The following is a 22,478-nucleotide window of genomic DNA, read 5'->3' as shown; positions in this document are numbered from 1 at the left end:
AAATTAAGGGGAGATTATAAGTATGTTAGCAAATCAAATTAATGAAAGATCATTGTTATTGCATAAAGAATTAGTAGGGAAAATTGAAATTACAAGTAAAGTGGAGGTAAATTCAGCGGATGATTTAAGCCTGACGTATACACCAGGTGTAGCGGAGTCGTGTAAAGCGATTGCGGCAGATGAAGAAACAGTGTATGACTATACAGCACGTGGCAATATGGTGGCAGTTGTTTCAGATGGAACAGCGGTACTCGGTTTAGGAAACATTGGACCGAAAGCCGCTATGCCTGTTATGGAAGGAAAAAGTATTTTGTTTAAGAAGTTTGCGAATGTAGATGCTTTCCCACTATGTTTAGGCACAACGGATGTAGATGAAATCGTTACCCTTGTAAAAAATTTAGAGCCTACATTTGCAGGGATTAATTTAGAAGATATTGCAGCACCGCGTTGTTTTGAAATTGAAAAACGATTAAAAGAAGAAACGAATATTCCTGTATTCCATGATGATCAACACGGAACAGCTATTGTCGTTTTAGCAGCTGTTATTAATGCATTAAAAGTTGTTAGCAAACAAATGGATAATGTGAAAATCGTTATTAACGGTGCGGGTTCGGCAGGAATTGCAATTGGAAAATTATTATTAAAGGCTGGTGCAAAGCACATTACGCTAGTTAGCCTAGAAGGTATTGTTTGTGAAGGTGAAACATGGATGAACGAAGCACAAATTGAAGTTTCAAAAAAGACAAATCGTGAACATGTGCGTGGAACGTTAAAAGGAGCAATTCACCAAGCTGATATTTTTATTGGCGTATCTGCTCCTAACGTATTAACGAAAGAACTTGTACAGACGATGAATGAGAAAGCAATTGTGTTTGCAATGGCGAATCCAATTCCAGAAATCTTCCCTGAGGATGCATTAGAGGCTGGGGCAGCTGTAGTAGGAACTGGACGCTCGGATTATGCGAATCAAGTAAATAATGTATTGGCGTTTCCCGGAATATTCCGCGGTGCGTTAGATGTGCGCGCAACTGATATTACAGAAGAGATGAAATTAGCGGCAGCATATGGGATCGCTAACATCATTACTGATGAAGAACGTAATGCGAATTATGTAATCCCCAATCCATTAGATAAAAGAGTTGTTCCAAGTGTTGCAGAAGCAGTAGCGAAAGCAGCTATTGATTCAGGCGTGGCACAAATTACGAAAATACCACGTTATTAATAGCGAAAAGCAGTGCCTAAAAGGCACTGCTTTTTTGAGATAAGAAATCAAAATAATGAAGAAGTGTAGAATTATTTATGTTTCTTCACTATTTATTTAATTCCATTGCAACTTGTTTACCATTCACTAAAACCTCAGTTACTGCTACGATCACTTCTATCATTTTTTTCATCTCTCATCTCTCCTCGTTTCATTTCTTACTTTAAGTATAAGAGAAGAGAGATAATTCAACTATCGAAGTACATGATGTAGAAATTACATTGTTGTAAGAAAGTGGCTTATTTTTGTCACTTTACTCAGCGGTGATTACAAACTGATTATAATATTTTTCATTCACATATATATTTAATAACCATAATCCAGATGAAGGTAGTGACATAGCGAGAGGGAGTTCGCTTGTAGTAGAATCGATTGTATTTGAAGTAGTCCAAGTTTGTTTGGAAGTTTCTTTTTGAAAGAGTACTGGTGTTGGAGTTACAGATCCTTGTTTTAGCGCAATAATAGACAATTTTCCAGTTGGTATTTCAGAATCTAGAAAGTACCACATTATTTCATTTTGTTCATTTGCGATAATAGGACTATCAGCCATTGCGACTTTACCTTCGATGCCTTTTAAAGGTATTTTTCCGTCTATGAATGAGGGTGCTTCTTCCCAATTTACATCTTTTAAAACACTAAGGTGAAAGAAGGAAGGTGCGTTCACTTGAGTGGATGACGTTGCTATTACGTCTTTTTTTTGTTCTTTTGAATCCGGTTGCGTTTGTGTACATCCAGTGATGAGGAAGGAGAGAAGTAGCATAGTTCCGATTTTTTTCATGGTGCCACACTCCTAGTTTTTATTGTTAGTGTAATTGTATTTGCTAGAAGGCGGGACAATTCCTTTAAAGTATAAAAAGAGGTCGTAAGTTTTGTACGACCTCTTTTGACATTTTTATCACGTAAAAGCCCGATTGGTGTAGGTTAATAATTAGTGGGAGATAGTCCCCACTAATTAAAGTTTCATTTTATATTTGTTCCGTTGTATAGGTTGGTTCGGTTTCTTTTTGAGGCATCGTCAAAAAAATAACGGACAGAACGATACATACGCCGCCTAATAATTGATATGTTCCAAAAGATTCATTTAGCCAAGTGATTGAAACGATGGCAGCTACAAGGGGTTCAATGCTAGATAAAATGCTTGTTTCTGTTGCTGCTAAATATTTAAGACTACCGATATATAGAAGGAAAGAAAGGGTACCACTAATAATGATAAGAATAAGCATAGAAAAAGTTTTTAGTGTAAGGGTTTGTGAAAATTGATTCCACCCGAATGAACGATTATAAATAAGTAGTGCAATTCCTCCGATTAACATCCCCCAACCAATTACTACAGTTGTCCCGCATTCTTTAATGAGAGAAGCCGGATGAAGGGTATAAAATGCAAATCCGATTGCTGTTAATAGTCCAAAAATAATAGCTTCTTTGGATAAAACAATATTTTCAATTGAGCCATTTGTAATAATAAAGTATGTTCCTATTAGCGCGGCTATAATTGCGAATAGTTGCATGGAAGCAGGGAATTTTCTTTGTTCAAATGCAACATACATGGTAATAAGAACAGGACCTAGAAATTGAAATAGCGTTGCTGTGACTGCATTACTAATATGAACCGTTTCGATAAAGGCGTATTGCGCACCGAGCATGCCGAGAATAGAAAAAATAATAAGTTGTATAGAATATCTAGGGTGTTTCCAAATTTGAAATATGTTTTGTTTCTTTATAAGTAAGAAAGACAAAATAAATATTCCTGCAAGCAACAATCGAATTGTTAAAAAATCAATTGAGGATACATTAGTATGCTGAAATAGCCACTGAATCATTGGACCAGATAATCCCCATAATGTAGCCCCTGTAATAATCATAATAAGTCCGATACGTCTACCATTGTTCATTATCATGTTTCTCCTCTCCGGTATTTGATTTTTTATGTGTGACATGATAAAAGGAATTATATATAAAATCTGGTACTGTAAAAAGTATCAGATTTTAGTTTTATTAAGGGGTCAGATATTATGTTAGAATTAACGCCTAATTTAAATATGAATAGTAAAAAGGCATTGTATGTGCAATTGTATGAGTATATAAAAAAAGAGATTAAAGATGGATCGATTGTCCCTTTTACGAAATTACCGGCTAAGCGAAAGTTAGCGATACATTTACAAGTAAGTAAAAATACAGTAGAGGCAGCGTACGAACAATTACTTGCAGAAGGTTATATTGAGTCGATATCGAGAAAAGGCTATTTTGTATGCAAAATTGAGCAAATGGCTCATGTAGAGGATAGTGGAGATAGAATAGAAGAAGTACCGTTTCAGGAGAAGAGTTATAAATTTGATTTTACACAAACAGGAATTGATACAAATGCTTTTCCATTCAATATGTATCGGAAAATTGTAAATGAAATATGGCAGCCGCATAATAACGAACTGCTCTTTCTAGGACACCCTCAAGGAGAAGCGAGCTTAAGAGAAGAGATTACGAATTATTTGTATGAATCTAGAGGTGTACGTTGTTCAGCTAGTCAAATTGTATTAGGAGCGGGAACACAAATATTAGTGAAACTATTGTTTCAATTGTTAAAGGGAAGCAATTATGCAGTTGAAAACCCAGGGTATCATAGAAAGATGGTTGTTTTTGAACAGGGAGAAGCAAGAGTCCAAATGTTATCTTTAGATAGAGATGGAATTTGTATTGCAGATTTAGAAAATAGCAATGCGAATGTTGTATTTGTTACACCTTCCCATCAGTTTCCATATGGAATGATTATGCCTATTACGAGAAGGATGCAGCTTTTACAATGGGCAAAGAAAGAAGAGAGCAGGTATATTATTGAAGATGATTACGATAGTGAATTTCGCTATTCTGGAAAGCCTATACCGGCGCTGCAAGGGTTAGATACAGAGGGGAAAGTTATTTATATGGGGACGCTATCTAAAGCATTATTGCCATCGCTACGGATGAGCTATATGGTGTTGCCGAAGAAATTAATTAAAAAGTATCAACAGCAATATTTATTTTATACACAAAGTGTTTCAAGAATGGACCAAGAAGTGATTAGAAGATTTTTAAATGAAGGCTATTGGGAAAAACATATTCATAAAATGCGTGTCGTCTACCGAAAGAAGAGAGATCGACTTGTTTTTGAAATAGAGAAGTATTTCTCTAATCGTGTTGAAGTGATAGGAGAAGATTCGGGATTACACATTTTATTAAAAGTGCATAATGGAATGCGGGAAGAAGAATTAATTCAAGAAGCTGCGAAACATAGTATCAAAATATATCCTGTGTCTACGTACTATAAAGACGGTACGGCGCCTGAGAATGTAGTTTTACTTGGGTTTGCGATATTATCAGAGGGCGAGATTGCGAAAGCGATTCAATTATTACACACGGCATGGTTTACAAGAAAGTAAAAAACATCCTCCAAACATGAGGATGTTTTTTATTATTTATTTTCATCTAAGAATAAGACCATATGCTCTTCATCCCAATATTGTCCGTTATATTTTAATGAACGTTCTTGTACACCGAATGTTTTAAAACCTAATGATTCATAAAGTTTTTTCGCTCCATCGTTGCCAACAACAACATCAAGCATAACTTGTTCTACTTCTAAAGATTTAGCAAGCTCAAGACATTCTTTAATAAGTGCTTTTCCTGCTCCAAGTCCGCGTGCTTTTGGAGATACATATACAGAACCGATTTTAGCTTTATGTTCTTGTTTTACATATGGTTTCGTTTCCAGTGTTGCAACCCCGATTAATTTTCCATCTTTAAATGCACCTAGCGTATAGTTTTCGTCTTGTGCTAATTTTTGTGCTTTATATTCAATTGCACACTCTTTATTAATAATATCTTCATAAGAAGAGCTGAATGCTTCAGGGTTTTGCTTTAATCCTTCTACGCGAAGTTCTAAGTAAATTTCTGCTTCGTTTTTTGTTAATACATGGATATCCAATTATATCACCCTCCAAATCTTTGCAAATGTACCTTTATTTTATATTGAAATAAGAATAATTTCAAAAGCTTAGCTTATATGAGCTGTTGTTATGAACAAAATAACACCAGTAGTGTTTACTACTACTGGTGTTTTCACACGCATATTATTCAAAAGGTAGCTCGATTATAAAGTTTGTTCCCGCTCCTAATTGGCTTGTTACTAGAATAGAACCATTATGCAATTCTACAATTTCTTTTGCAACAGCTAGCCCGATGCCTTTTCCGCCTGTAGCTCGTGTTCTGGATTTATCAACACGATAAAAACGGTCAAAAATATGCGGGATATCTTCTTCAGGAATACCTTCACCTTCATCTTGTACACTTATTGTAAAAGAATCTGTTTCCATGAGTACACGTATCGTAATGGATGTGTTTTCTGGCGAATGTTGATAAGCGTTGTGTAATAAATTTAACATAACTTGTTCCATACGTCTTTCGTCTATGCAAACTTCTAAATCATCTTTGCAATATACATGAAGTTGCATTTGCTTATTTGTTAATGTTGTTTTTGTTTTTTCAACCATTCGTTCTAAAAATGGCTGAAGAAGCACTTTTTGTTTTTTTATAACAAATTGGTGTTGTTCTAATTGTACAAGCATAAATAAATCTTGGACGAGATCGGTTACACTATCCGTTTCATCCTCAATAATTTGTAAGTATTCTTCTCGCTCCTCTTTTGTTAAAGAGTCTCTCTTTGCTACCTTCGCATAACCTTTCATATAGGTCAATGGAGTTAATAGTTCATGAGCGACACTAGCGAGAAATTCATTGCGCTCTTTTTTCATATACGTAAGTTCACTCGATAAATCTTCAATTGTTTTTGCTAAACTTCCGAGTTCATCATTTCGTTTAATACCTAATTGAATTGGCCTGTTTAATTTTGACATTTTTTCTGTCGCTCTCTTCATTTTTACAAGTGGTTCTGTAATAACGCGTGAAAAAACAAAGACAGAAATTGTTGTTAAAATAATTGTTAAAACGCTAATGATAAGAAATTGGTTCATGAGTTTAAGTAACATATTTTCTAGGAAAGATGTTTTTAATAACATATATAGCTTTCCTTGAAACTTTGTTGTGTTAAGTGGGCTTACTGTTGTGATGAACTTTGATTTTTTCCAGTTCCTTTCAACGACCAATCCGCCGTCTGGGACAGTTTCTGTTTTACAAGTAAGTTGTTTTTGCATATCTTTTGTTACGGGTTCTGAGGTGGAAATAATTTTGCCGTTATGGTCAGTAATAATGATAGCTATATCGGAGTTAGAAATTGATTCCGATTCAACTAAGTGTGCAGCCTCATTCGTAATATCGAACTCAGGGTACACAGGACGTTTAGGATTTTTATTATGTTCAGCGTGTTTCATTTCTTTATAATATTCATCCCGTCTCTCGCGGCTTTTAATTTTTTTACTATAGCGATTACCTTTCTCTAAAAGAGCATCTGTTTCCTCTACAATACGCATTTTTGAAAGACTTTTATAAAAAGATACGAAGGCAATTGTTTCAATACATAAAGCTAATATTAAAAAGTATGTCCCAATTTTAAGGGAAAGTTTACTCATTTTTTCACCATACCTTATTCATAATAAAGAGTCAGTGGTATACGATTTCCCACTGACCGAAGTAATTATTCACTTTTCCATTTATATCCGACTTTATAGACCGTTTCTAGGTAATCTTCAATAGGAAATCCTTTTTTGCGTAGTTTATCACGGATATTACGAATGTGTGAATCAATTGTTCTATATTCGATATCTGTTTCATAGCCCCAAATTTTTTCGATTAAATCATCTCGGCTATAAGCACGGTTTGTATTTTGTAAAAATAGTCCGAGTAACGAAAATTCGATAGGAGTTAATGAGATTTTTTCATCATAAACTGTGACAGTATGTTTCGTTTTATCCCACTCAATACCATTGAAACTAACAAAGCCATCTTTTTTTGTACGGCGTAATATAGCCTCGATTCGTGCGACTAATACATGCTCATCAAATGGTTTTGTAATATAATCATCTGCGCCCATCGTGAGGCCTTTCACCATATCGTAGTTTTGGTTGCGAGCTGTTAACATAATGATAGGAACGTTGGAAATTTGACGAATTTGATAGCAAGTATCCCATCCATCCATACTTGGCATCATAACATCTAATAAAATAATATCGAATTCTTTTTGTTCGATTAATTTTAGTGCTTCAAGGCCAGAGGTAGCTTTCATACAAAAATAGCCGCGAGGGCTTAAGAACAGATCTAATAATCGTAACATACGTTCTTCATCGTCTACTAATAAAATTTTTACCATAATCTTGTGCACCCCAAACTGTTCATTCTACTTGTATAGTTTACATGAAAATAATAAAAAACTCTTTTTATGTGATTGAATGGAGGGCTGATTTTTTCGCTCAGAGTAATTGACATAAAAAATGCACTAGTTTTGCACAACTATTTTTTATAATAGAAAACGTAGCGACACAAAATACCCTATGTTGCGACATAACGTCATGTCATTTTATTTATAAAATGACAATTCCATTCTATTGTGTATGTGAGATAGAGAGGGTTTTCGTATTCACCTCGCATCGGATAAGAAAAATTTCCTATCTCACACTTTTTTTAAAAGGAGATCATACACATGAATTCAAAAGAAAAAATTTCAAAAAAAGAAAAGCAAGATCGTAATACGGTTGTCATGTGCGTTGCCGTATCTATGGTTATTATTATAAGTTGCGTAAATAAAATTTTGGGGATTTTATAATATAAAAAAAGCTGATTGCTTCTTAAGAAGCAATCAGCTTTTTTCATTGTTAGGGGGAGTGTTCATATAATAAACCAAGGTAAAATTGCTAATCCAGAAGTTACAATTGCTGTAGTAAATATTAAAAGCATAGCTCGTTTGTTTTGTTTCATGTCACATTCTCCTCTACATATCAAGTACATGCGATCAGCGTGGGATGTAGTTCCTCACTGAGTAAAGTTTCACTTTATATTTTTAGTATAATGAATGGAAAGGTTTGGTACGATCGATAAAGGTGACATGAAGATTACATTGTTGTAATGAAAAAAACATCTTTCTTATTAAGAAAGATGTTTTTGGAAAACTCCCCCACTGAGTAAAGTTTCACCTTATATTGAAGTATTAATCATTTAAGAACAGAACCATATGTTCCTCGTCCCAATATTGACCGTTATGTTTTAATGAACGCTCTTGTACGCCGTAAGTTTGGAAACCTAATGACTCATATAATTTTTTTGCTGCATCGTTACCAACTACAACATCGAGCATAAGTTGTTCTACATGTAATTTATCGGCATTTTCAATAATTGCTTTAATTAGAGCTCGTCCTGCTCCGAGACCACGTGCTTTTGGGGAAACAAAAACGGAGCCAATTTTTGCTTTATGTTCTTGTTTAATGAAAGGCTTTGTTTCTAAAGTAGCGATACCAATTAAATCGTTATCTTTGAAGACCCCTAGAGTATACTTATCCGGATTGCTTAATCGTTTTGCCATAGCAGCTACAGGATCCTCATGTTTAAGAACATCTTCATAAGAAGAGCTAAAAGCTTCCGGGTTCTTCGTTAAACCTTCCATACAAACTTTTAAATATATTTCTGCGTCCTCTGTCGTTAATAAGCGAATTTCCATCGTTGTAACCTCCTTGGTCGATTTTAAATAAAATAAATCCATTGCTTTTATAAGAATGTGTATGCGTTTTGTTAGAAGTCTCTTTTAATTTGTAAAAGAATGAAAAGATATATGCTACAATGTTTTGTTTTAATTATGTAATGAAATTATATATTAACTTTATTAACTATTCAAGCGTTTAATATGTTACATTTTTATAACTAAAATAACTCCTCGATTGAGGAGTTATTTTTTAAACATTGGATTGATAGCCATCAATTCGTTTTGGATGTGTGTAAATATTACAAGAGTCATTTCTAATAAACCCTACGACTGTAATGCCTAAATCATGGGCAAGTTGCAATGCTAGTTTTGTTGGGGCAGATTTAGATAGAACAATTTCACATCCGATTTTTGAAACTTTGAGTAAAATTTCAGATGAAATACGTCCGCTAAATGCGATAATTTTTCCTTTAACAGATATATCATTGCGTAAACAATGACCGTATATTTTGTCTAATGCATTATGTCTTCCGATATCCATTCTTGATAGAAGGATATTATTTCGATCACATAGCGCGGTATTGTGAACACCACCAGTTTGGCGAAAGGTAGTGGAAGATTGTTGTAAAGTATTCATTAAGTAAAAACATTCTTCAGGAGTAATTTTTACGTGTATATCATGTAAGTCTTTTGCTTTTGCTGCGTCGTTTACGAAAATAAAACCTTGTCTACCTTTTCCGCAGCAAGAAGTGACGTATCGTTTATTATATAAAGTTTGATAGAGCGGATTCACTTTTGATGATTTTACATGGACAATTCCGTTATCTTTTTGAACCCATAGTTCTTCAACATCGTTATAGGAAGAAATAATCCCCTCAGAAATTAAAAAACCAATTACCATATCTTCAATATAATTTGGTGTGCATACGACTGTTACATATTCTTCACCATTCAATTTAATAGTAATAGGAGATTCTGTAACAATCTCATCCAGTTGTTTTGAAAATGTACCAGATTGATAACGTACAATTGTATAAGTCTCTTGCGTAGGCCCCATATTTAATTCCCCTTTTATATGTATTTCTCTCCCACATTTATCATAAAACAATGGGAAAAATAAAAACACCTATTAACAAGAAGATCACAGATTATTTTGGTTATTATTGTATATGTACGATATAATAGAACTGTAGAATAGTGATATTTTCAAGCTTTCGTAGTTATACCTTATAACATCTAGAATCGACTTCATAAGAAAGTATTTGGGTAGAGCGTTTCAAAAATATGTACAGTAATGCGATTTTGAAAACGGATTCATGATTGTGTTGTACAGTTGGTTGTAAGGAGAGGGGAAACTATGGCAGAACAGACAGTCCGTGTAACCGTCGATGGTAAAGAATTTTCTGCATCAGGTGAAAAGACGATACTACAATTATTTAACGAGAGTAATTTGGAACATCCTCAAATTTGTCATGTACCAGAAGTAGATCCAATTCAAACTTGTGATACGTGTATTGTAGAAGTAAATGGAAAGTTATTGCGTGCTTGTTCAACGAAATTAGAGAACGGTATGCATATCGAAAGACAGTCCCAGCGTGCAAAAGAGGCACAGACTGAGGCAATGGATCGAATATTAGAGAATCATCTACTGTATTGTACCGTTTGTGATAACAATAATGGTAACTGTAAAGTCCACAATACAGTACATATGATGGGAATTGAGGAACAGAAATATCCGTATGAGCCAAAAGTAAGTGCGTGTGAAGTGGATATGTCACATCCGTTTTATCGATATGATCCAAATCAATGTATTGCTTGTGGACAGTGTGTAGAAGTATGTCAAAACTTACAAGTGAATGAAACTATATCGATTGATTGGAGCTTAGACCGTCCACGTGTTATATGGGACAATGGTGTAAGTATAAATGACTCATCTTGTGTAAGTTGCGGGCAATGTGTAACAGTATGTCCATGTAATGCGTTGATGGAGAAATCAATGTTAGGTGAAGCTGGATTCATGACAGGATTGAAACCGGATGTGTTAGATCCGATGATTGATTTTGTAAAGGATGTAGAGCCGGGATATAGTAGTATTTTAGCAGTTTCAGAAGTAGAGGCTGCGATGCGTAAGACGAAAGTGAATAAAACAAAAACAGTTTGTACATTTTGTGGTGTAGGTTGTTCATTTGAAGTATGGACGAAAGACCGCCACATTTTGAAAGTGCAGCCTGTTTCAGATGCGCCGGTTAACGGTATTTCAACATGTGTAAAAGGCAAATTTGGATGGGATTTTGTAAACAGTGAAGATCGTATTACAAAGCCATTAATTCGCCAAGGAGATATGTTTGTTGAAGCTTCATGGGAAGAGGCTCTTGAAGTTGTTGCATCCAATATGCAGCATATTAAATCAGAATATGGAAGTGATGCATTTGGGTTTATTTCTTCTTCGAAAGTAACGAATGAAGAAAATTATCTTATGCAAAAACTAGCCCGTCAAATATATGGAACGAATAATGTAGACAACTGTTCCCGTTATTGTCAATCTCCAGCAACAGACGGTTTATTTAAAACTGTCGGTATGGGCGGGGACGCTGGAACAGTGAAAGATATTGCGGAAGCAGGCCTTGTCATTATCGTTGGAGCAAATCCGACAGAAGGACATCCTGTACTTGCAACGCGTGTAAAACGTGCTCATAAATTACATGACCAAAAATTAATTGTGGCGGATCTTCGTAAACATGAAATGGCAGAGCGTGCGGATTTATTCATTCATCCGCGCCAAGGAACTGATTACGTATGGCTCGCTGGTATTACGAAATATATTATTGATCAAGATTGGCACGATAAAAAGTTCATAGCTGAAAATGTGAAGAATTTTGATGAATATAGCAAAATGGTAGAAAAGTATACGCTTGATTATACAGAAGAAATTACGGGGATTTCGAAAGAAAATCTGAAAGAAATGGCACGTATGGTATATGAAGCAGATGGTACTTGTGTACTTTGGGGAATGGGTGTAACTCAAAATACTGGAGGAAGTACAACTTCAGCAGCAATTTCAAATCTATTGCTTGTTACGGGTAACTATCGTCGTCCTGGTGCAGGAGCATACCCATTACGCGGACATAATAACGTACAAGGCGCTTGTGATATGGCAACATTACCAAACTGGCTTCCAGGTTACCAAGCGGTTTCAGATGATGTGCTTCGTGCGAAATTTGAAAAAGCATACGGTACTACAATTCCGAAAGCACCAGGCTTAAATAATATTGCAATGTTACTGGCAGCAGATGAAGGAAAACTGCGTGGTATGTATGTTATGGGTGAAGAAATGGCTTTAGTAGATTCGAATGCCAACCATGTACAACATATTTTAGCGAATTTAGATTTCCTTGTTGTTCAAGATATGTTCTTATCGAAAACAGCTCGTTTTGCTGATGTTATTTTACCGGCAGCACCAAGCTTAGAAAAAGAGGGAACATTTACGAATACAGAGCGCCGTATTCAAAGATTATATGAAGTATTGAAGCCGCTTGGTGATTCAAAGCCAGACTGGTGGATTTTACAAAAAGTAGCTCGTGCGCTTGGCGGGGACTGGAATTATGCAAGTCCAAGTGAAATCATGGATGAAATTGCATCGCTTGCACCTTTATATTCTCAGGCAACATACGATCGTTTAGAAGGATGGAATAGTTTATGTTGGGGTAGCCACGATGGTAGCGATACACCGCTATTATATGTGGACGGATTTAACTTCACGGATAAACTAGCTCGTCTATCATTAGATGAATGGGTACCACCAGTTGTAGCGCCAGATGAGTATGATTTACTTTTAAATAATGGTCGTATGTTAGAACATTTCCACGAAGGGAATATGACGAATAAATCGGCTGGTATTTTATCTAAAGTATCTGAAGTGTTCGTTGAAATCTCGCCTGAACTTGCCCTAGAGCGCAATGTGAAAGATGGTGGCCTTGTAGAATTAGCATCACCATTTGGGAAAATTAAAGTACAGGCACTTGTTACAGATCGTGTAACGGGGAAAGAGCTATATTTACCGATGCATGCAACGGTAAATGAAGAGGCAATCAATATTTTAACTGGAACGGCGACAGATCTTTATACGTGTACACCAGCGTACAAACAAACAATGGTAAAGATGCGTGTATTACGTGAAAAAGGGAATCGTCCGTTACCATCTTCAAACCCGAGAGATAAAAAGCGTAATCCGCAAAACGGTGTTGAAATCGAGCGAAAATGGCAAAGAAAACAATACGTATCACTTGTGGACTAGGGGGCGGAGATAGTGGCGAAAGAAATTACTGTAATTAAAAAGAAAGTTGTAACAGAGGAAGAACAGAAACAGCAAGTAGCAGATGAACTTCTAAATGAGCTATCTAATAATCGTGAAGCAGTAGAAGAAACAATGCAGCTTTTAGCACAGTTGCAGAAGGCTGGTATATTAGATGCGGCAATTAGTTTACTTGCTGCGAAGGAAGATGTTTCAAAAATCGCTGTGGAGCAACTAAATCGTGAACCAGTTAAAAATGCACTCAACAATATGATGGGGGCAGGAGAAGCGTTATCTTCAGTTGACCCAGAAATAACGAAGCAAATTACGTCAAGTTTAGTTACAGGATTGCAATTTGCAACAGATGAATTAAATAGTGGTAAAAAAACAAAAGTGATGGATTTCTTTAAAGTATTAAAAGATCCAGATATCAATAGAGCTATTACATTCGGTTTTAGCTTCTTGAAAGCATTTGGACAAGGGCTAGAGAAAAAATAGAATAAATGAAAAAGTGATGGGAAGTAGCCATCACTTTTTTCATTATATGTATAAGAGTGTTCATGTTAAGCGGAATATATTATTATTAAAAAGATGGATTAGGACTGGAAATATGGAATCCATCTCAAATACCGTTTTAGAATTTGGAGGAATATATGCAACACCGTAAAAAACTATCTATACCAGGAGTAATGAGACATTCCTTTCAAACAGTTAAATTTGCTTTTTGGAATGTATTAACTTTTCAACTTGCTTATAAATTATTAGCAGCGATTGTGTTCGTTCCACTATTTGGAATTATTTTTAATAAGTTATTGTATTTTGGTGGTTATGCAAATGCGACAAATGATGAATTATTAGCGTTTTTAAAGACGCCTTATGGCATCTTAGCAATCGTAATTTTATCATTGTTAGCACTGTTTCTTATCTTTACAGAATTTGCGGTGCTTATTATTATTTCGTATTTCGCTCATAAAAGACAGAAGGTGAAATTACGTCCGATTTTATATAAAACGGTAACGTATTTACCTACTCTTTTCACATATTGCTTACCAGGATTTATTTTATATGCTGTCGTATTGTTGCCTCTTTTGAATATGGGATATGAAACGGCATTAATCCCGCAAATTCAAATTCCTAACTTTATTACAGGAGAACTGTTTAAGACAACGATGGGACAAGTTGGTTATTACACGTTCTTTGCTGTAGTCGCGTATTTGAATCTTCGATGGATTTTCGTTCTACCTATTGTTGTTTTAGAGCAAAAACCATTTCGCGTGGCAGCACGTAAAAGTGCAACTTTAGTAAAGGAAAGCTTTTTTAAAGTACTATTCTTTTTAGTAGGATTTTTTATCTCAATTGGAATTGTATATGTCGTGTTTTTGGGAATGTATTTATTGTGCCTATGGGGTGTTTATGAATTTACAAACCCGAAAGGAACATTTGCATTATTAGCTGAATCAACGATTTCTGTATTTTTAACGAGTACATTGTATTTATTCAGCTTTATCGTGACGCCATTTTATATTATGGCGATTACGCGATTATACTTACAAAAGGTTCCAGTTGAGGATGTTTTATTAGAAGAAGGATTAGATTATTCGAAAACGAAAGCAGATAAATGTTTCTTCCAAAAACATCGTTGGAAATTCATTGGCGTATACATTGTAGGAATTATTACTGCGGGAATGGTCGTTGCCTTCATTGTAACGTTTATTTCAAATTCGTATAAAGAACCGATTATTATGGCGCACCGCGGGTATATATCAAAAGGCGTAGAAAATACGAAAGAAGCTGTGCAAGGTGCTATTGATGCAAAAGCAGACTACGCTGAAATAGATGTATTACAAACGAAAGACGGTGAACTAGCGGTTATACATGATTTGAAGCTGAAACGTCTCGCAAATGCCAATGTGCATGTGTCAGATTTAACGATGGCGGAGTTAAGGCAGCTTACCCTTAGTCAAGATGGACTTTCAGGACAAATAAGTACACTTGATGAAATCATTAAGCTAGCAAATGGCAAAATCAAACTTAATATAGAAGTGAAGCTTCATGGGGGCGAAAAAGATTTTGTAAACAAAGTCTTAAAAACGATTAAAGATAATGAATTTGAGAAGCAATGTGTAATTCAAACGTTACACTATCCACTTATTAAAGAGTTTAAGCGTGCAAATCCAGATATAAAAGTAGGGTATATACTGTATGCAAGTAGAGCTAACTTAAAGAATGTGAAGGCTGACTTTTACGTAGCAGAAGAATATATGTTAAATAAGAAATTAGTAAAAGAAGCAAGGAAGTTAAACAAACCAATTTACGTATGGACAGTAAATGATATGGAAAATTTAAAGGCATATTATAAGTTAAACGTAGATGGTATTATAACCGATTACCCTGAAGATGCACGTGAAACAATTAAGATGTTAAAAGAGCAAGAAGCGGAAGAAAGTGATCTGTTTGATAAAATTACTGAAACGACAGATGATTTATTTTCTAAGTTATTTATAAGTTACCCAGCTGCTAGCTAAATGCTAGCAGCTGTTTTTTTGTGAAAAGAATATATCTCTAAAGTATTGAGTAAAGTAATAACTGTATATGTATACGTTATCGCTTAGGTTTCTTACATTGTTACATTATTGTCAAATAATAAATGATTGCTGTTTATTTTGAAGCAGTATAATAAAAATAGAGTGAAAGATAATGGAATGACACGAAACCCCTAATAGAATCAATGTTTTATATATTTACACTATTCTAAATATAAAAACTTTAGGAAAATGATATGTTAGCGTTTTCATAACTTTTAAGTTATGCTAGAATAAGGACATAAGTTATTAATTATTACAAAAAGAAAAAAGAATCTCTTTTTTCTGTTAATTATAAGGGGGCATTTCATTATGCGTATTGGGGTACCAGCAGAAATTAAAAACAACGAAAACCGTGTGGCAATGACACCAGCAGGTGTTGTACATTTAATTCGTAACAATCACGAAGTATTCATTCAAAAGGGTGCAGGTTTAGGGTCTGGTTTCACAGATGCTCAGTATGTTGAAGCGGGAGCAAAAATTGTTGATACAGCTGAAGAAGCTTGGAATATGGAAATGGTTATGAAAGTTAAGGAACCAATTGAAAGCGAATACAAACACTTCAGTGAAGGCTTAATCTTGTTCACATACTTACACTTAGCTCCAGAGCCAGAATTAACAAAAGCTTTAATCGAGAAAAAAGTTGTTTCTATCGCATATGAAACAGTACAATTAGAAAACCGTTCATTACCATTACTTGCGCCTATGAGTGAAGTAGCTGGTCGTATGGCTGCACAAATTGGTGCACAATTCCTTGAGAAAAACAAAGGCGGTAAAGGTATCTTACTTGCAGGTGTTCCGGGGGTTAAACGTGGTAAAGTAACAATCATCGGTGGTGGACAAGCTGGTACAAATGCTGCTAAAATTGCAGTTGGACTAGGTGCGGATGTAACAATCATCGACTTAAGTGCAGAACGTCTTCGTCAATTAGATGACATTTTCGGAAACCAAGTAAAAACTTTAATGTCTAATCCTTACAATATTGCAGAAGCTGTTAAAGAGTCTGATCTTGTAATCGGTGCAGTATTAATCCCAGGTGCAAAAGCTCCAAAACTTGTAACAGAAGAAATGATTAAATCAATGGAACCAGGTTCTGTTGTTGTAGATATCGCGATTGACCAAGGTGGTATTTTCGAAACAACTGATCGTATTACAACTCATGATAACCCAACTTATGAAAAACACGGCGTTGTTCATTATGCAGTTGCAAACATGCCAGGTGCGGTTCCACGTACATCAACTCTTGCATTAACAAACGTAACAGTACCATATGCAGTACAAATTGCTAACAAAGGCTACAAAGAAGCTTGCCTAGGTAACACTGCATTACTAAAAGGTATTAACACATTAGATGGCTATGTAACATTCGAAGCAGTTGCAGAAGCTCACGGTGTAGAGTACAAAGGTGCTAAAGAATTATTAGAAGCAGAAACAGTATCTTGCTAATAGAAGCATTATACAAAACAAAATCGAACAATATATAAAACAACATGATAAGAGCTAAGAGTGAAGATCTCTTAGCTCTTCTTGGCAAAAGGGGGCATACATCGTGGCCAACCTATTTAAAAAGAAATCCGTTACGCAATTGTTAGGGGAAAGTAAAAGTAAAACTTTGACGAAAACGCTAGGGGCATTTGACCTAACAATGCTAGGGATTGGTGCGATAATTGGTACAGGAGTTCTAGTATTAACTGGATTAGTAGCAGCAAGAGATGCTGGTCCAGCAGTTATTTTTTCATTCATGATTGCAGCCATCGTTTGTGGATTTGCAGCATTATGTTACGCAGAGGTTGCTTCTACACTTCCTGTTTCAGGTAGTGTGTACACATACTCATATGCAACAATTGGTGAGTTTGTAGCTCATTTAATGGGATGGACATTACTATCCGTATATGTTGTAACGACTGCCGCAGTAGCTGGCGGATGGACTGGTTACTTCCATAACTTAGTGAGTGGATTAGGGCTTGAAATTCCAAAAGCACTGCTAACGATTCCGTCTCAAGGTGGTATGGTGAATTTACCAGCAGTTATCGTTACATTAGTTATAACTTGGTTATTATCAAGAGGTACGAAAGAAAGTAAACGCGTGAATAACATAATGGTATTAATTAAAATTGGTATCGTTGTTTTATTCATTGCAGTTGGTGTATTCTACGTGAAACCAGAAAACTGGATACCATTTGCACCGTACGGTTTAAGTGGAGTTTTCGCGGGGGGAGCAGCAGTATTCTTTGCTTTCTTAGGATTTGATGCATTAGCAACTTCTGCTGAAGAGGTAAAAAATCCGCAACGTGATCTACCGATTGGTATTATCGCTTCGTTAGTCATTTGTACAATCATTTATGTTGTAGTTTGTCTCGTTATGACGGGTATGGTTTCTTATAAAGAATTAGATGTACCAGAAGCTATGGCATATGTGTTAGAAGTTGTAGGACAAGATAAAGTAGCAGGTGTAATCGCAATTGGAGCTGTAATTGGTATTATGGCAGTAATTTTTGCTTACATTTATGCAACGACACGTGTATTCTTTGCGATGAGCCGTGACGGTTTATTGCCAGAATCTTTCGCGAAAATTAATAAAAAGACAGAAGCGCCAACATTTACAGTTTGGTTAACAGGAATTGGTAGTGCTTTAATTGCTGGATTTATCGATTTAAAAGAATTGTCGAATTTAGCGAATATTGGAGCGTTGTTAACATTTGCGATGGTTGGTGTGTCAGTTATTATTCTTCGTAAAACACATCCAAAATTACAACGTGGATTTATGGTACCACTTGTACCGATCTTGCCGATTATTTCGATTGCATGTTGTCTATTCTTAATGGTAAATCTACCATTAAAAACATGGATGTACTTCGGTGCTTGGTTAGCAATTGGAGTAGTTGTATACTTTGTTTATTCGAAAAAACATAGTCATTTAAAAGACGATGGAAGTTCGCAGGATAATTTAGAACAAGCTAATTAAAAGCTTAATTGAAAGGGATATAAGTATAGTAAGCCTTGTGCGTCTAGGGAGCGCGCAAGGCTTTTTCTTTTGTTGAAATAAAGGGAATGTATATTACTTTGTTGAATTTTTATGTCGGAATATGAAAAAAGGGTGGGAGCAAAATGGAAGAAACAAAAGTTGTTGTTGGAGCAGAGGGTTATAATAATAACTCTGGTTGGTTACATACGAATGAAGAAGAATTAAATTTATTACGGAGAGAAACTTGGCTTGATAAATTTCAACCTAATTCTTTATCAGTAATTTTGGCAGAACATGTATGGGAGCATTTATCATATGAAGAAGGAATTGAAGCTGCAAAAATTTGTTATGAGTTTTTAATGGAGAATGGATATATTCGTTGTGCAGTACCAGATGCATTTTTTCCAGATGAAGAATATCAGCAAGGGGTACAAGTAGGTGGACCTGGTCCATTAGATCATCCTGCAGCAAGCCATAAAATTGTTCATAACTATAAAACAATCACGTCCATGTTTGAATCAGCAGGTTTTCAAGTGAGGCTCTTAGAATACTGTGATGAGAATGGTAAGTTTCACTATAATGATTGGAATGAGAAAGATGGATTTATTTATCGATCGAAGCGCTTTGACCATAGAAATCGGGATAATCAGTTAGGATTTGTTTCTTTAATTGTGGATGCGGTGAAAATGAAAAGTAAGTAAAAAGGGGTGTGCGAATTGTACATCCTTTTTTGTATGAGAATATAGAGGGTGCGAAAAATATGTATATGACTTATTAAAATGTGAACGGAAAGTTCATAAAAAAAAATCAGATTTCATTGACACATATGAGTGGGCGCTCATATAATAAGAGTATAAGATATATGAATGATTGTTCATATGTTCAATTAAAGAGGTGAGCTATAATGGCTGGAAATAAAGTAGAAACACCACAAGAGACATGTTCTCAAACGATAATTCATGAAGAAGTTGTAGAGCAAGTAAAACAAACAATTCCAACTGATGAAAGTTTAAGTAAAGTAGCAGAACTATTTAAAGTGTTAGGTGACCGTACACGTACGAGAATATTACATGCGCTATTTGAAGCTGAAATGTGCGTTTGTGATTTAGCTTATTTATTAGGAATGACACAATCATCTATTTCGCATCAGCTTCGTGTGTTAAAGCAAGCGAAACTTGTGAAGAATCGTAAAGAAGGAAAGGTTGTTTATTATTCGTTAGCTGACCAGCACGTAATTCATATCTTCGAGCAAGCGTTTGAACACGTAAACGAAGAAGAATAAAAAGAACGCGAGGAGGGAGAACGATGGCTGAAGCATTAGTGAAAAAGAAACTGATGTTAGAAGGTTTAGATTGTGCGAACTGTGCAATGAAAATTGAAAAAGGTGTTGGGAATATAGAAGGAGTAAATTCTTGCTCTGTAAACTTTGCAACAAAGACGATGATTTTAGAAACGGCACAAAATAAAGAAAACGAAGTTGTTACGGAAGCAAAACAACTCGTTACAAAATTAGAACCGCATATTAAAGTGCAAGAAGAACAAAAAAATAAAATTGCTAAAGAAGTATTTATATTAGAAGGTTTAGATTGCGCGAACTGTGCAATGAAAATTGAAAATAAAGTGAAGGAAATGCCAGCTGTCTCAGAAGCAACTGTTGATTTCGTATCGAAGAAACTACGAGTAGAAGTTGCGAATAAAAGAGAACTAGAAGCGACTGTAGCAAATATAACAAATGTCGTTCAAAAGTTAGAGCCAGACGTGAAAGTTGTTCGTGAAGAGAAGAACGGTCATGACCACGGGCATAGTCATGATCATGGTGAAGCAAATGTGAAAAAGATGGTAGGGAGATTAGTGGTCGGCGGAATTTTGACAGCAATTGCTGCATTAGCGGGCTTACCACAAATGGTAACAATTCCGTTATTCGTCCTTGCTTATTTATTAATAGGTGGAGATATCGTTTGGAGAGCGATAAGAAACATAACTCGTGGCCAAGTATTTGATGAAAACTTCTTAATGGCAATTGCAACTGTAGGAGCTTTTGCAATTCAACAATACTCAGAAGCTGTAGCAGTAATGCTATTTTATCAAGTAGGAGAACTATTCCAAAGCATTGCGGTAAACCGCTCTCGAAAATCAATTACTTCATTAATGGATATTCGTCCTGATTATGCGAATGTAAAGGTTGGAAATGAAACGAAACAAGTATCACCAGAAGATGTACAAATTGGCGATTATATTATCGTTAAGCCAGGTGAGAAAGTGCCGTTAGACGGAAAAGTAATTGAAGGAACATCAATGGTAGATACTTCAGCATTAACAGGTGAATCTGTACCACGTGAAGTTGAAGTTGGAAATGATGTATTAAGTGGCTTTGTGAACCAAAACGGTGTGTTGACAATTGAAGTTACAAAAGAATTCGGTGAATCAACTGTATCGAAAATTTTAGATTTAGTTCAAAATGCAAGCAGTAAAAAAGCACCAACGGAAAACTTTATTACGAAGTTTGCACGTTACTACACTCCAGTTGTAGTTATTACAGCGGCAATCATGGCGTTTATTCCACCACTTATTTTAGAAGGAGCTACATTCTCTGAGTGGATTTATAGAGCTTTAGTGTTCTTAGTAATCTCTTGTCCATGTGCGTTAGTTGTATCCATTCCTCTTGGATTCTTTGGAGGTATTGGTGGTGCATCTAAAAGTGGTGTGTTAGTAAAAGGTAGTAACTATTTAGAAGCTTTAAATGATGTGAAATATATTGTTTTTGACAAAACAGGAACATTAACAAAAGGTGTTTTCAAAGTTACAAAAATGGAACCGAGCGAAGGTACTACAAGTGAAGAGTTATTAGAGTATGCGGCATTTGCTGAAGTATATTCTAACCATCCAATTGCCCAATCTATTCGAAAGGCATATGGAAAATCAATTGATGAAAAAATAATCGATGATTATAACGAAATTTCTGGTCACGGTACAGTTGTAAAAGTACAAGGAAAAGAAATTTTTGCAGGTAATGCAAAATTAATGAGAAAAGAAAATATTGAATTTAAGCAACCAGAAACAGTAGGTACATTAGTTCATGTTGCTGTAGATGGAAGATATGCAGGTTATATTGTTATCTCTGATGAGGTAAAAGAGGATTCGAAACAAGCGATTCAAAAATTAAAAGAACTAGGTATTAAAAAGACAGTAATGTTAACTGGTGATACAAAACCAGTTGGTGAAGCTGTCGGTAAAGAATTAGGCTTAGATGAAGTTCATGCGGAATTACTACCGCAACAAAAAGTAGAAGAGATTGAAAAAATTGATGCAGCGAAGCACGGAAAAGAAAAAATTGCCTTCGTTGGTGACGGTATTAACGATACACCAGTATTAGCCCGTGCAGACGTTGGTATTGCGATGGGTGGTTTAGGGTCAGATGCAGCAATTGAAGCGGCAGACATCGTTATTATGACTGATGAGCCTTCAAAAATTGCGACAGCTGTAAAAATTGCAAAACGTACAAGAAGTATAGTGTGGCAAAATATCATCTTTGCTTTAGGTGTAAAAGGGATCGTTTTATTACTTGGTGCTTTTGGTATTGCAACAATGTGGGAAGCTGTTTTCTCAGATGTTGGTGTGACACTACTTGCAGTGTTAAATGCAATGCGTGTATTAAGAGTGAAAGATTTATAAAAAAGAGGACGCGACCCGCGTCCTCTTTTTTATTGGTGATTTTGTTGAAATTGACTCAATAAAATAATACCAAATATTACTTTACTTTT

At 35.4% G+C, this 22,478-nt stretch carries 18 protein-coding genes; 11 read left to right on the top strand and 7 right to left on the bottom strand.

Annotated features, from left to right (window positions below):
• Positions 1-22 precede the first annotated feature (22 nt).
• Entirely contained in the window at positions 23-1,222 is a 1,200-nt protein-coding gene (locus HMAS_RS25250; RefSeq protein ID WP_006925047.1) for an NAD(P)-dependent malic enzyme, read from the top strand.
• Between the two features lie 292 nt (positions 1,223-1,514).
• Here HMAS_RS25250 and HMAS_RS25245 read toward each other — a convergent pair whose 3' ends face one another.
• Both HMAS_RS25245 and HMAS_RS25240 read right to left on the bottom strand, forming a co-directional pair.
• Entirely contained in the window at positions 1,515-2,039 is a 525-nt protein-coding gene (locus HMAS_RS25245; protein ID WP_006925045.1) for a DUF4871 domain-containing protein, read from the bottom strand.
• 187 nt (positions 2,040-2,226) lie between these two features.
• Positions 2,227-3,153 (bottom strand): DMT family transporter, encoded by a 927-nt coding sequence (locus HMAS_RS25240; protein ID WP_001059054.1) that lies wholly within the window; start codon positions 3,151-3,153, stop codon positions 2,227-2,229.
• A 120-nt stretch (positions 3,154-3,273) separates the two neighbouring features.
• Here HMAS_RS25240 and HMAS_RS25235 point away from each other — a divergent pair, with 120 nt between their 5' ends.
• Positions 3,274-4,674, top strand: a complete 1,401-nt coding sequence (locus HMAS_RS25235) for a PLP-dependent aminotransferase family protein (RefSeq protein WP_025710215.1) — start codon at positions 3,274-3,276, stop codon at positions 4,672-4,674.
• 32 nt (positions 4,675-4,706) lie between these two features.
• On the opposite strand, the gene HMAS_RS25230 is transcribed toward HMAS_RS25235, so the two are convergent.
• The 3 genes from HMAS_RS25230 to HMAS_RS25220 all read right to left on the bottom strand — a co-directional run bounded on the left by HMAS_RS25230 (position 4,707) and on the right by HMAS_RS25220 (position 7,556).
• Positions 4,707-5,219 (bottom strand): GNAT family N-acetyltransferase, encoded by a 513-nt coding sequence (locus HMAS_RS25230; protein ID WP_086420790.1) that lies wholly within the window; start codon positions 5,217-5,219, stop codon positions 4,707-4,709.
• 145 nt (positions 5,220-5,364) lie between these two features.
• Positions 5,365-6,819 (bottom strand): sensor histidine kinase, encoded by a 1,455-nt coding sequence (locus HMAS_RS25225; protein ID WP_116345084.1) that lies wholly within the window; start codon positions 6,817-6,819, stop codon positions 5,365-5,367.
• 65 nt (positions 6,820-6,884) lie between these two features.
• Positions 6,885-7,556 (bottom strand): response regulator transcription factor, encoded by a 672-nt coding sequence (locus HMAS_RS25220; RefSeq protein WP_000238957.1) that lies wholly within the window; start codon positions 7,554-7,556, stop codon positions 6,885-6,887.
• A 330-nt stretch (positions 7,557-7,886) separates the two neighbouring features.
• On the opposite strand from HMAS_RS25220, the gene HMAS_RS28290 reads away from it, so the two are divergent.
• Positions 7,887-8,009: a hypothetical protein gene (locus tag HMAS_RS28290; RefSeq protein ID WP_281994100.1), complete on the top strand. Its 123-nt coding sequence runs from the start codon at positions 7,887-7,889 to the stop codon at positions 8,007-8,009.
• Positions 8,010-8,390: 381 nt separating this feature from the next.
• Here HMAS_RS28290 and HMAS_RS25215 read toward each other — a convergent pair whose 3' ends face one another.
• The gene (locus HMAS_RS25215) at positions 8,391-8,897 is read right to left on the bottom strand and encodes a GNAT family N-acetyltransferase (protein ID WP_000405875.1); all 507 of its coding nucleotides are present in this window, start codon (positions 8,895-8,897) and stop codon (positions 8,391-8,393) included.
• A gap of 232 nt (positions 8,898-9,129) precedes the next feature.
• On the bottom strand, positions 9,130-9,936 hold the full coding sequence (gene fdhD / locus HMAS_RS25210; protein ID WP_000529241.1) for a formate dehydrogenase accessory sulfurtransferase FdhD: 807 nt from the start codon (positions 9,934-9,936) through the stop codon (positions 9,130-9,132).
• A 300-nt stretch (positions 9,937-10,236) separates the two neighbouring features.
• Between fdhD and fdhF the strand changes: the two genes are divergently transcribed.
• From fdhF to HMAS_RS25170, 8 genes are all read left to right on the top strand, one after another.
• Positions 10,237-13,173: a formate dehydrogenase subunit alpha gene (gene fdhF / locus HMAS_RS25205; protein WP_116345083.1), complete on the top strand. Its 2,937-nt coding sequence runs from the start codon at positions 10,237-10,239 to the stop codon at positions 13,171-13,173.
• Between the two features lie 12 nt (positions 13,174-13,185).
• Entirely contained in the window at positions 13,186-13,668 is a 483-nt protein-coding gene (locus HMAS_RS25200; RefSeq protein ID WP_001040540.1) for a DUF1641 domain-containing protein, read from the top strand.
• 155 nt (positions 13,669-13,823) lie between these two features.
• A complete protein-coding gene (locus HMAS_RS25195) occupies positions 13,824-15,695 on the top strand; it encodes a glycerophosphodiester phosphodiesterase (protein WP_001164717.1) in 1,872 nt (623 codons plus the stop codon).
• 369 nt (positions 15,696-16,064) lie between these two features.
• The gene (ald, locus tag HMAS_RS25190) at positions 16,065-17,198 is read left to right on the top strand and encodes an alanine dehydrogenase (RefSeq protein WP_001219744.1); all 1,134 of its coding nucleotides are present in this window, start codon (positions 16,065-16,067) and stop codon (positions 17,196-17,198) included.
• Between the two features lie 103 nt (positions 17,199-17,301).
• Complete coding sequence (locus HMAS_RS25185; RefSeq protein ID WP_001284893.1) at positions 17,302-18,717, top strand: amino acid permease; 1,416 nt, start codon at positions 17,302-17,304, stop codon at positions 18,715-18,717.
• A gap of 143 nt (positions 18,718-18,860) precedes the next feature.
• Positions 18,861-19,418, top strand: a complete 558-nt coding sequence (locus HMAS_RS25180) for a class I SAM-dependent methyltransferase (RefSeq protein WP_016121823.1) — start codon at positions 18,861-18,863, stop codon at positions 19,416-19,418.
• Between the two features lie 203 nt (positions 19,419-19,621).
• Complete coding sequence (locus tag HMAS_RS25175) at positions 19,622-19,999, top strand: ArsR/SmtB family transcription factor (RefSeq protein ID WP_000918378.1); 378 nt, start codon at positions 19,622-19,624, stop codon at positions 19,997-19,999.
• A 23-nt stretch (positions 20,000-20,022) separates the two neighbouring features.
• Positions 20,023-22,389 (top strand): heavy metal translocating P-type ATPase, encoded by a 2,367-nt coding sequence (locus HMAS_RS25170; RefSeq protein ID WP_025710100.1) that lies wholly within the window; start codon positions 20,023-20,025, stop codon positions 22,387-22,389.
• Positions 22,390-22,478: the final 89 nt, after the last annotated feature.

The sequence above is a fragment of the Bacillus sp. HMA207 genome (genome assembly GCF_003402455.1).
GTDB lineage: Bacteria > Bacillota > Bacilli > Bacillales > Bacillaceae_G > Bacillus_A > Bacillus_A cereus.
Note: the sequence above shows the minus strand (reverse complement) of the source record. Positions and strands in the feature narration are given on the sequence as shown.

Coding starts and splice junctions, on each gene's coding strand:
- HMAS_RS25235 (WP_025710215.1), top strand. CDS start 3,274: ATGTTAGAATTAACGCCTAATTTAAATATGAATAGTAAAAAGGCATTG.
- HMAS_RS25240 (WP_001059054.1), bottom strand. CDS start 3,153: ATGAACAATGGTAGACGTATCGGACTTATTATGATTATTACAGGGGCT.
- fdhD (WP_000529241.1), bottom strand. CDS start 9,936: ATGGGGCCTACGCAAGAGACTTATACAATTGTACGTTATCAATCTGGT.
- HMAS_RS25245 (WP_006925045.1), bottom strand. CDS start 2,039: ATGAAAAAAATCGGAACTATGCTACTTCTCTCCTTCCTCATCACTGGA.
- fdhF (WP_116345083.1), top strand. CDS start 10,237: ATGGCAGAACAGACAGTCCGTGTAACCGTCGATGGTAAAGAATTTTCT.
- HMAS_RS25220 (WP_000238957.1), bottom strand. CDS start 7,556: ATGGTAAAAATTTTATTAGTAGACGATGAAGAACGTATGTTACGATTA.
- HMAS_RS25250 (WP_006925047.1), top strand. CDS start 23: ATGTTAGCAAATCAAATTAATGAAAGATCATTGTTATTGCATAAAGAA.
- HMAS_RS25175 (WP_000918378.1), top strand. CDS start 19,622: ATGGCTGGAAATAAAGTAGAAACACCACAAGAGACATGTTCTCAAACG.
- HMAS_RS25225 (WP_116345084.1), bottom strand. CDS start 6,819: ATGAGTAAACTTTCCCTTAAAATTGGGACATACTTTTTAATATTAGCT.
- HMAS_RS28290 (WP_281994100.1), top strand. CDS start 7,887: ATGAATTCAAAAGAAAAAATTTCAAAAAAAGAAAAGCAAGATCGTAAT.
- HMAS_RS25180 (WP_016121823.1), top strand. CDS start 18,861: ATGGAAGAAACAAAAGTTGTTGTTGGAGCAGAGGGTTATAATAATAAC.
- HMAS_RS25170 (WP_025710100.1), top strand. CDS start 20,023: ATGGCTGAAGCATTAGTGAAAAAGAAACTGATGTTAGAAGGTTTAGAT.
- HMAS_RS25195 (WP_001164717.1), top strand. CDS start 13,824: ATGCAACACCGTAAAAAACTATCTATACCAGGAGTAATGAGACATTCC.
- ald (WP_001219744.1), top strand. CDS start 16,065: ATGCGTATTGGGGTACCAGCAGAAATTAAAAACAACGAAAACCGTGTG.
- HMAS_RS25215 (WP_000405875.1), bottom strand. CDS start 8,897: ATGGAAATTCGCTTATTAACGACAGAGGACGCAGAAATATATTTAAAA.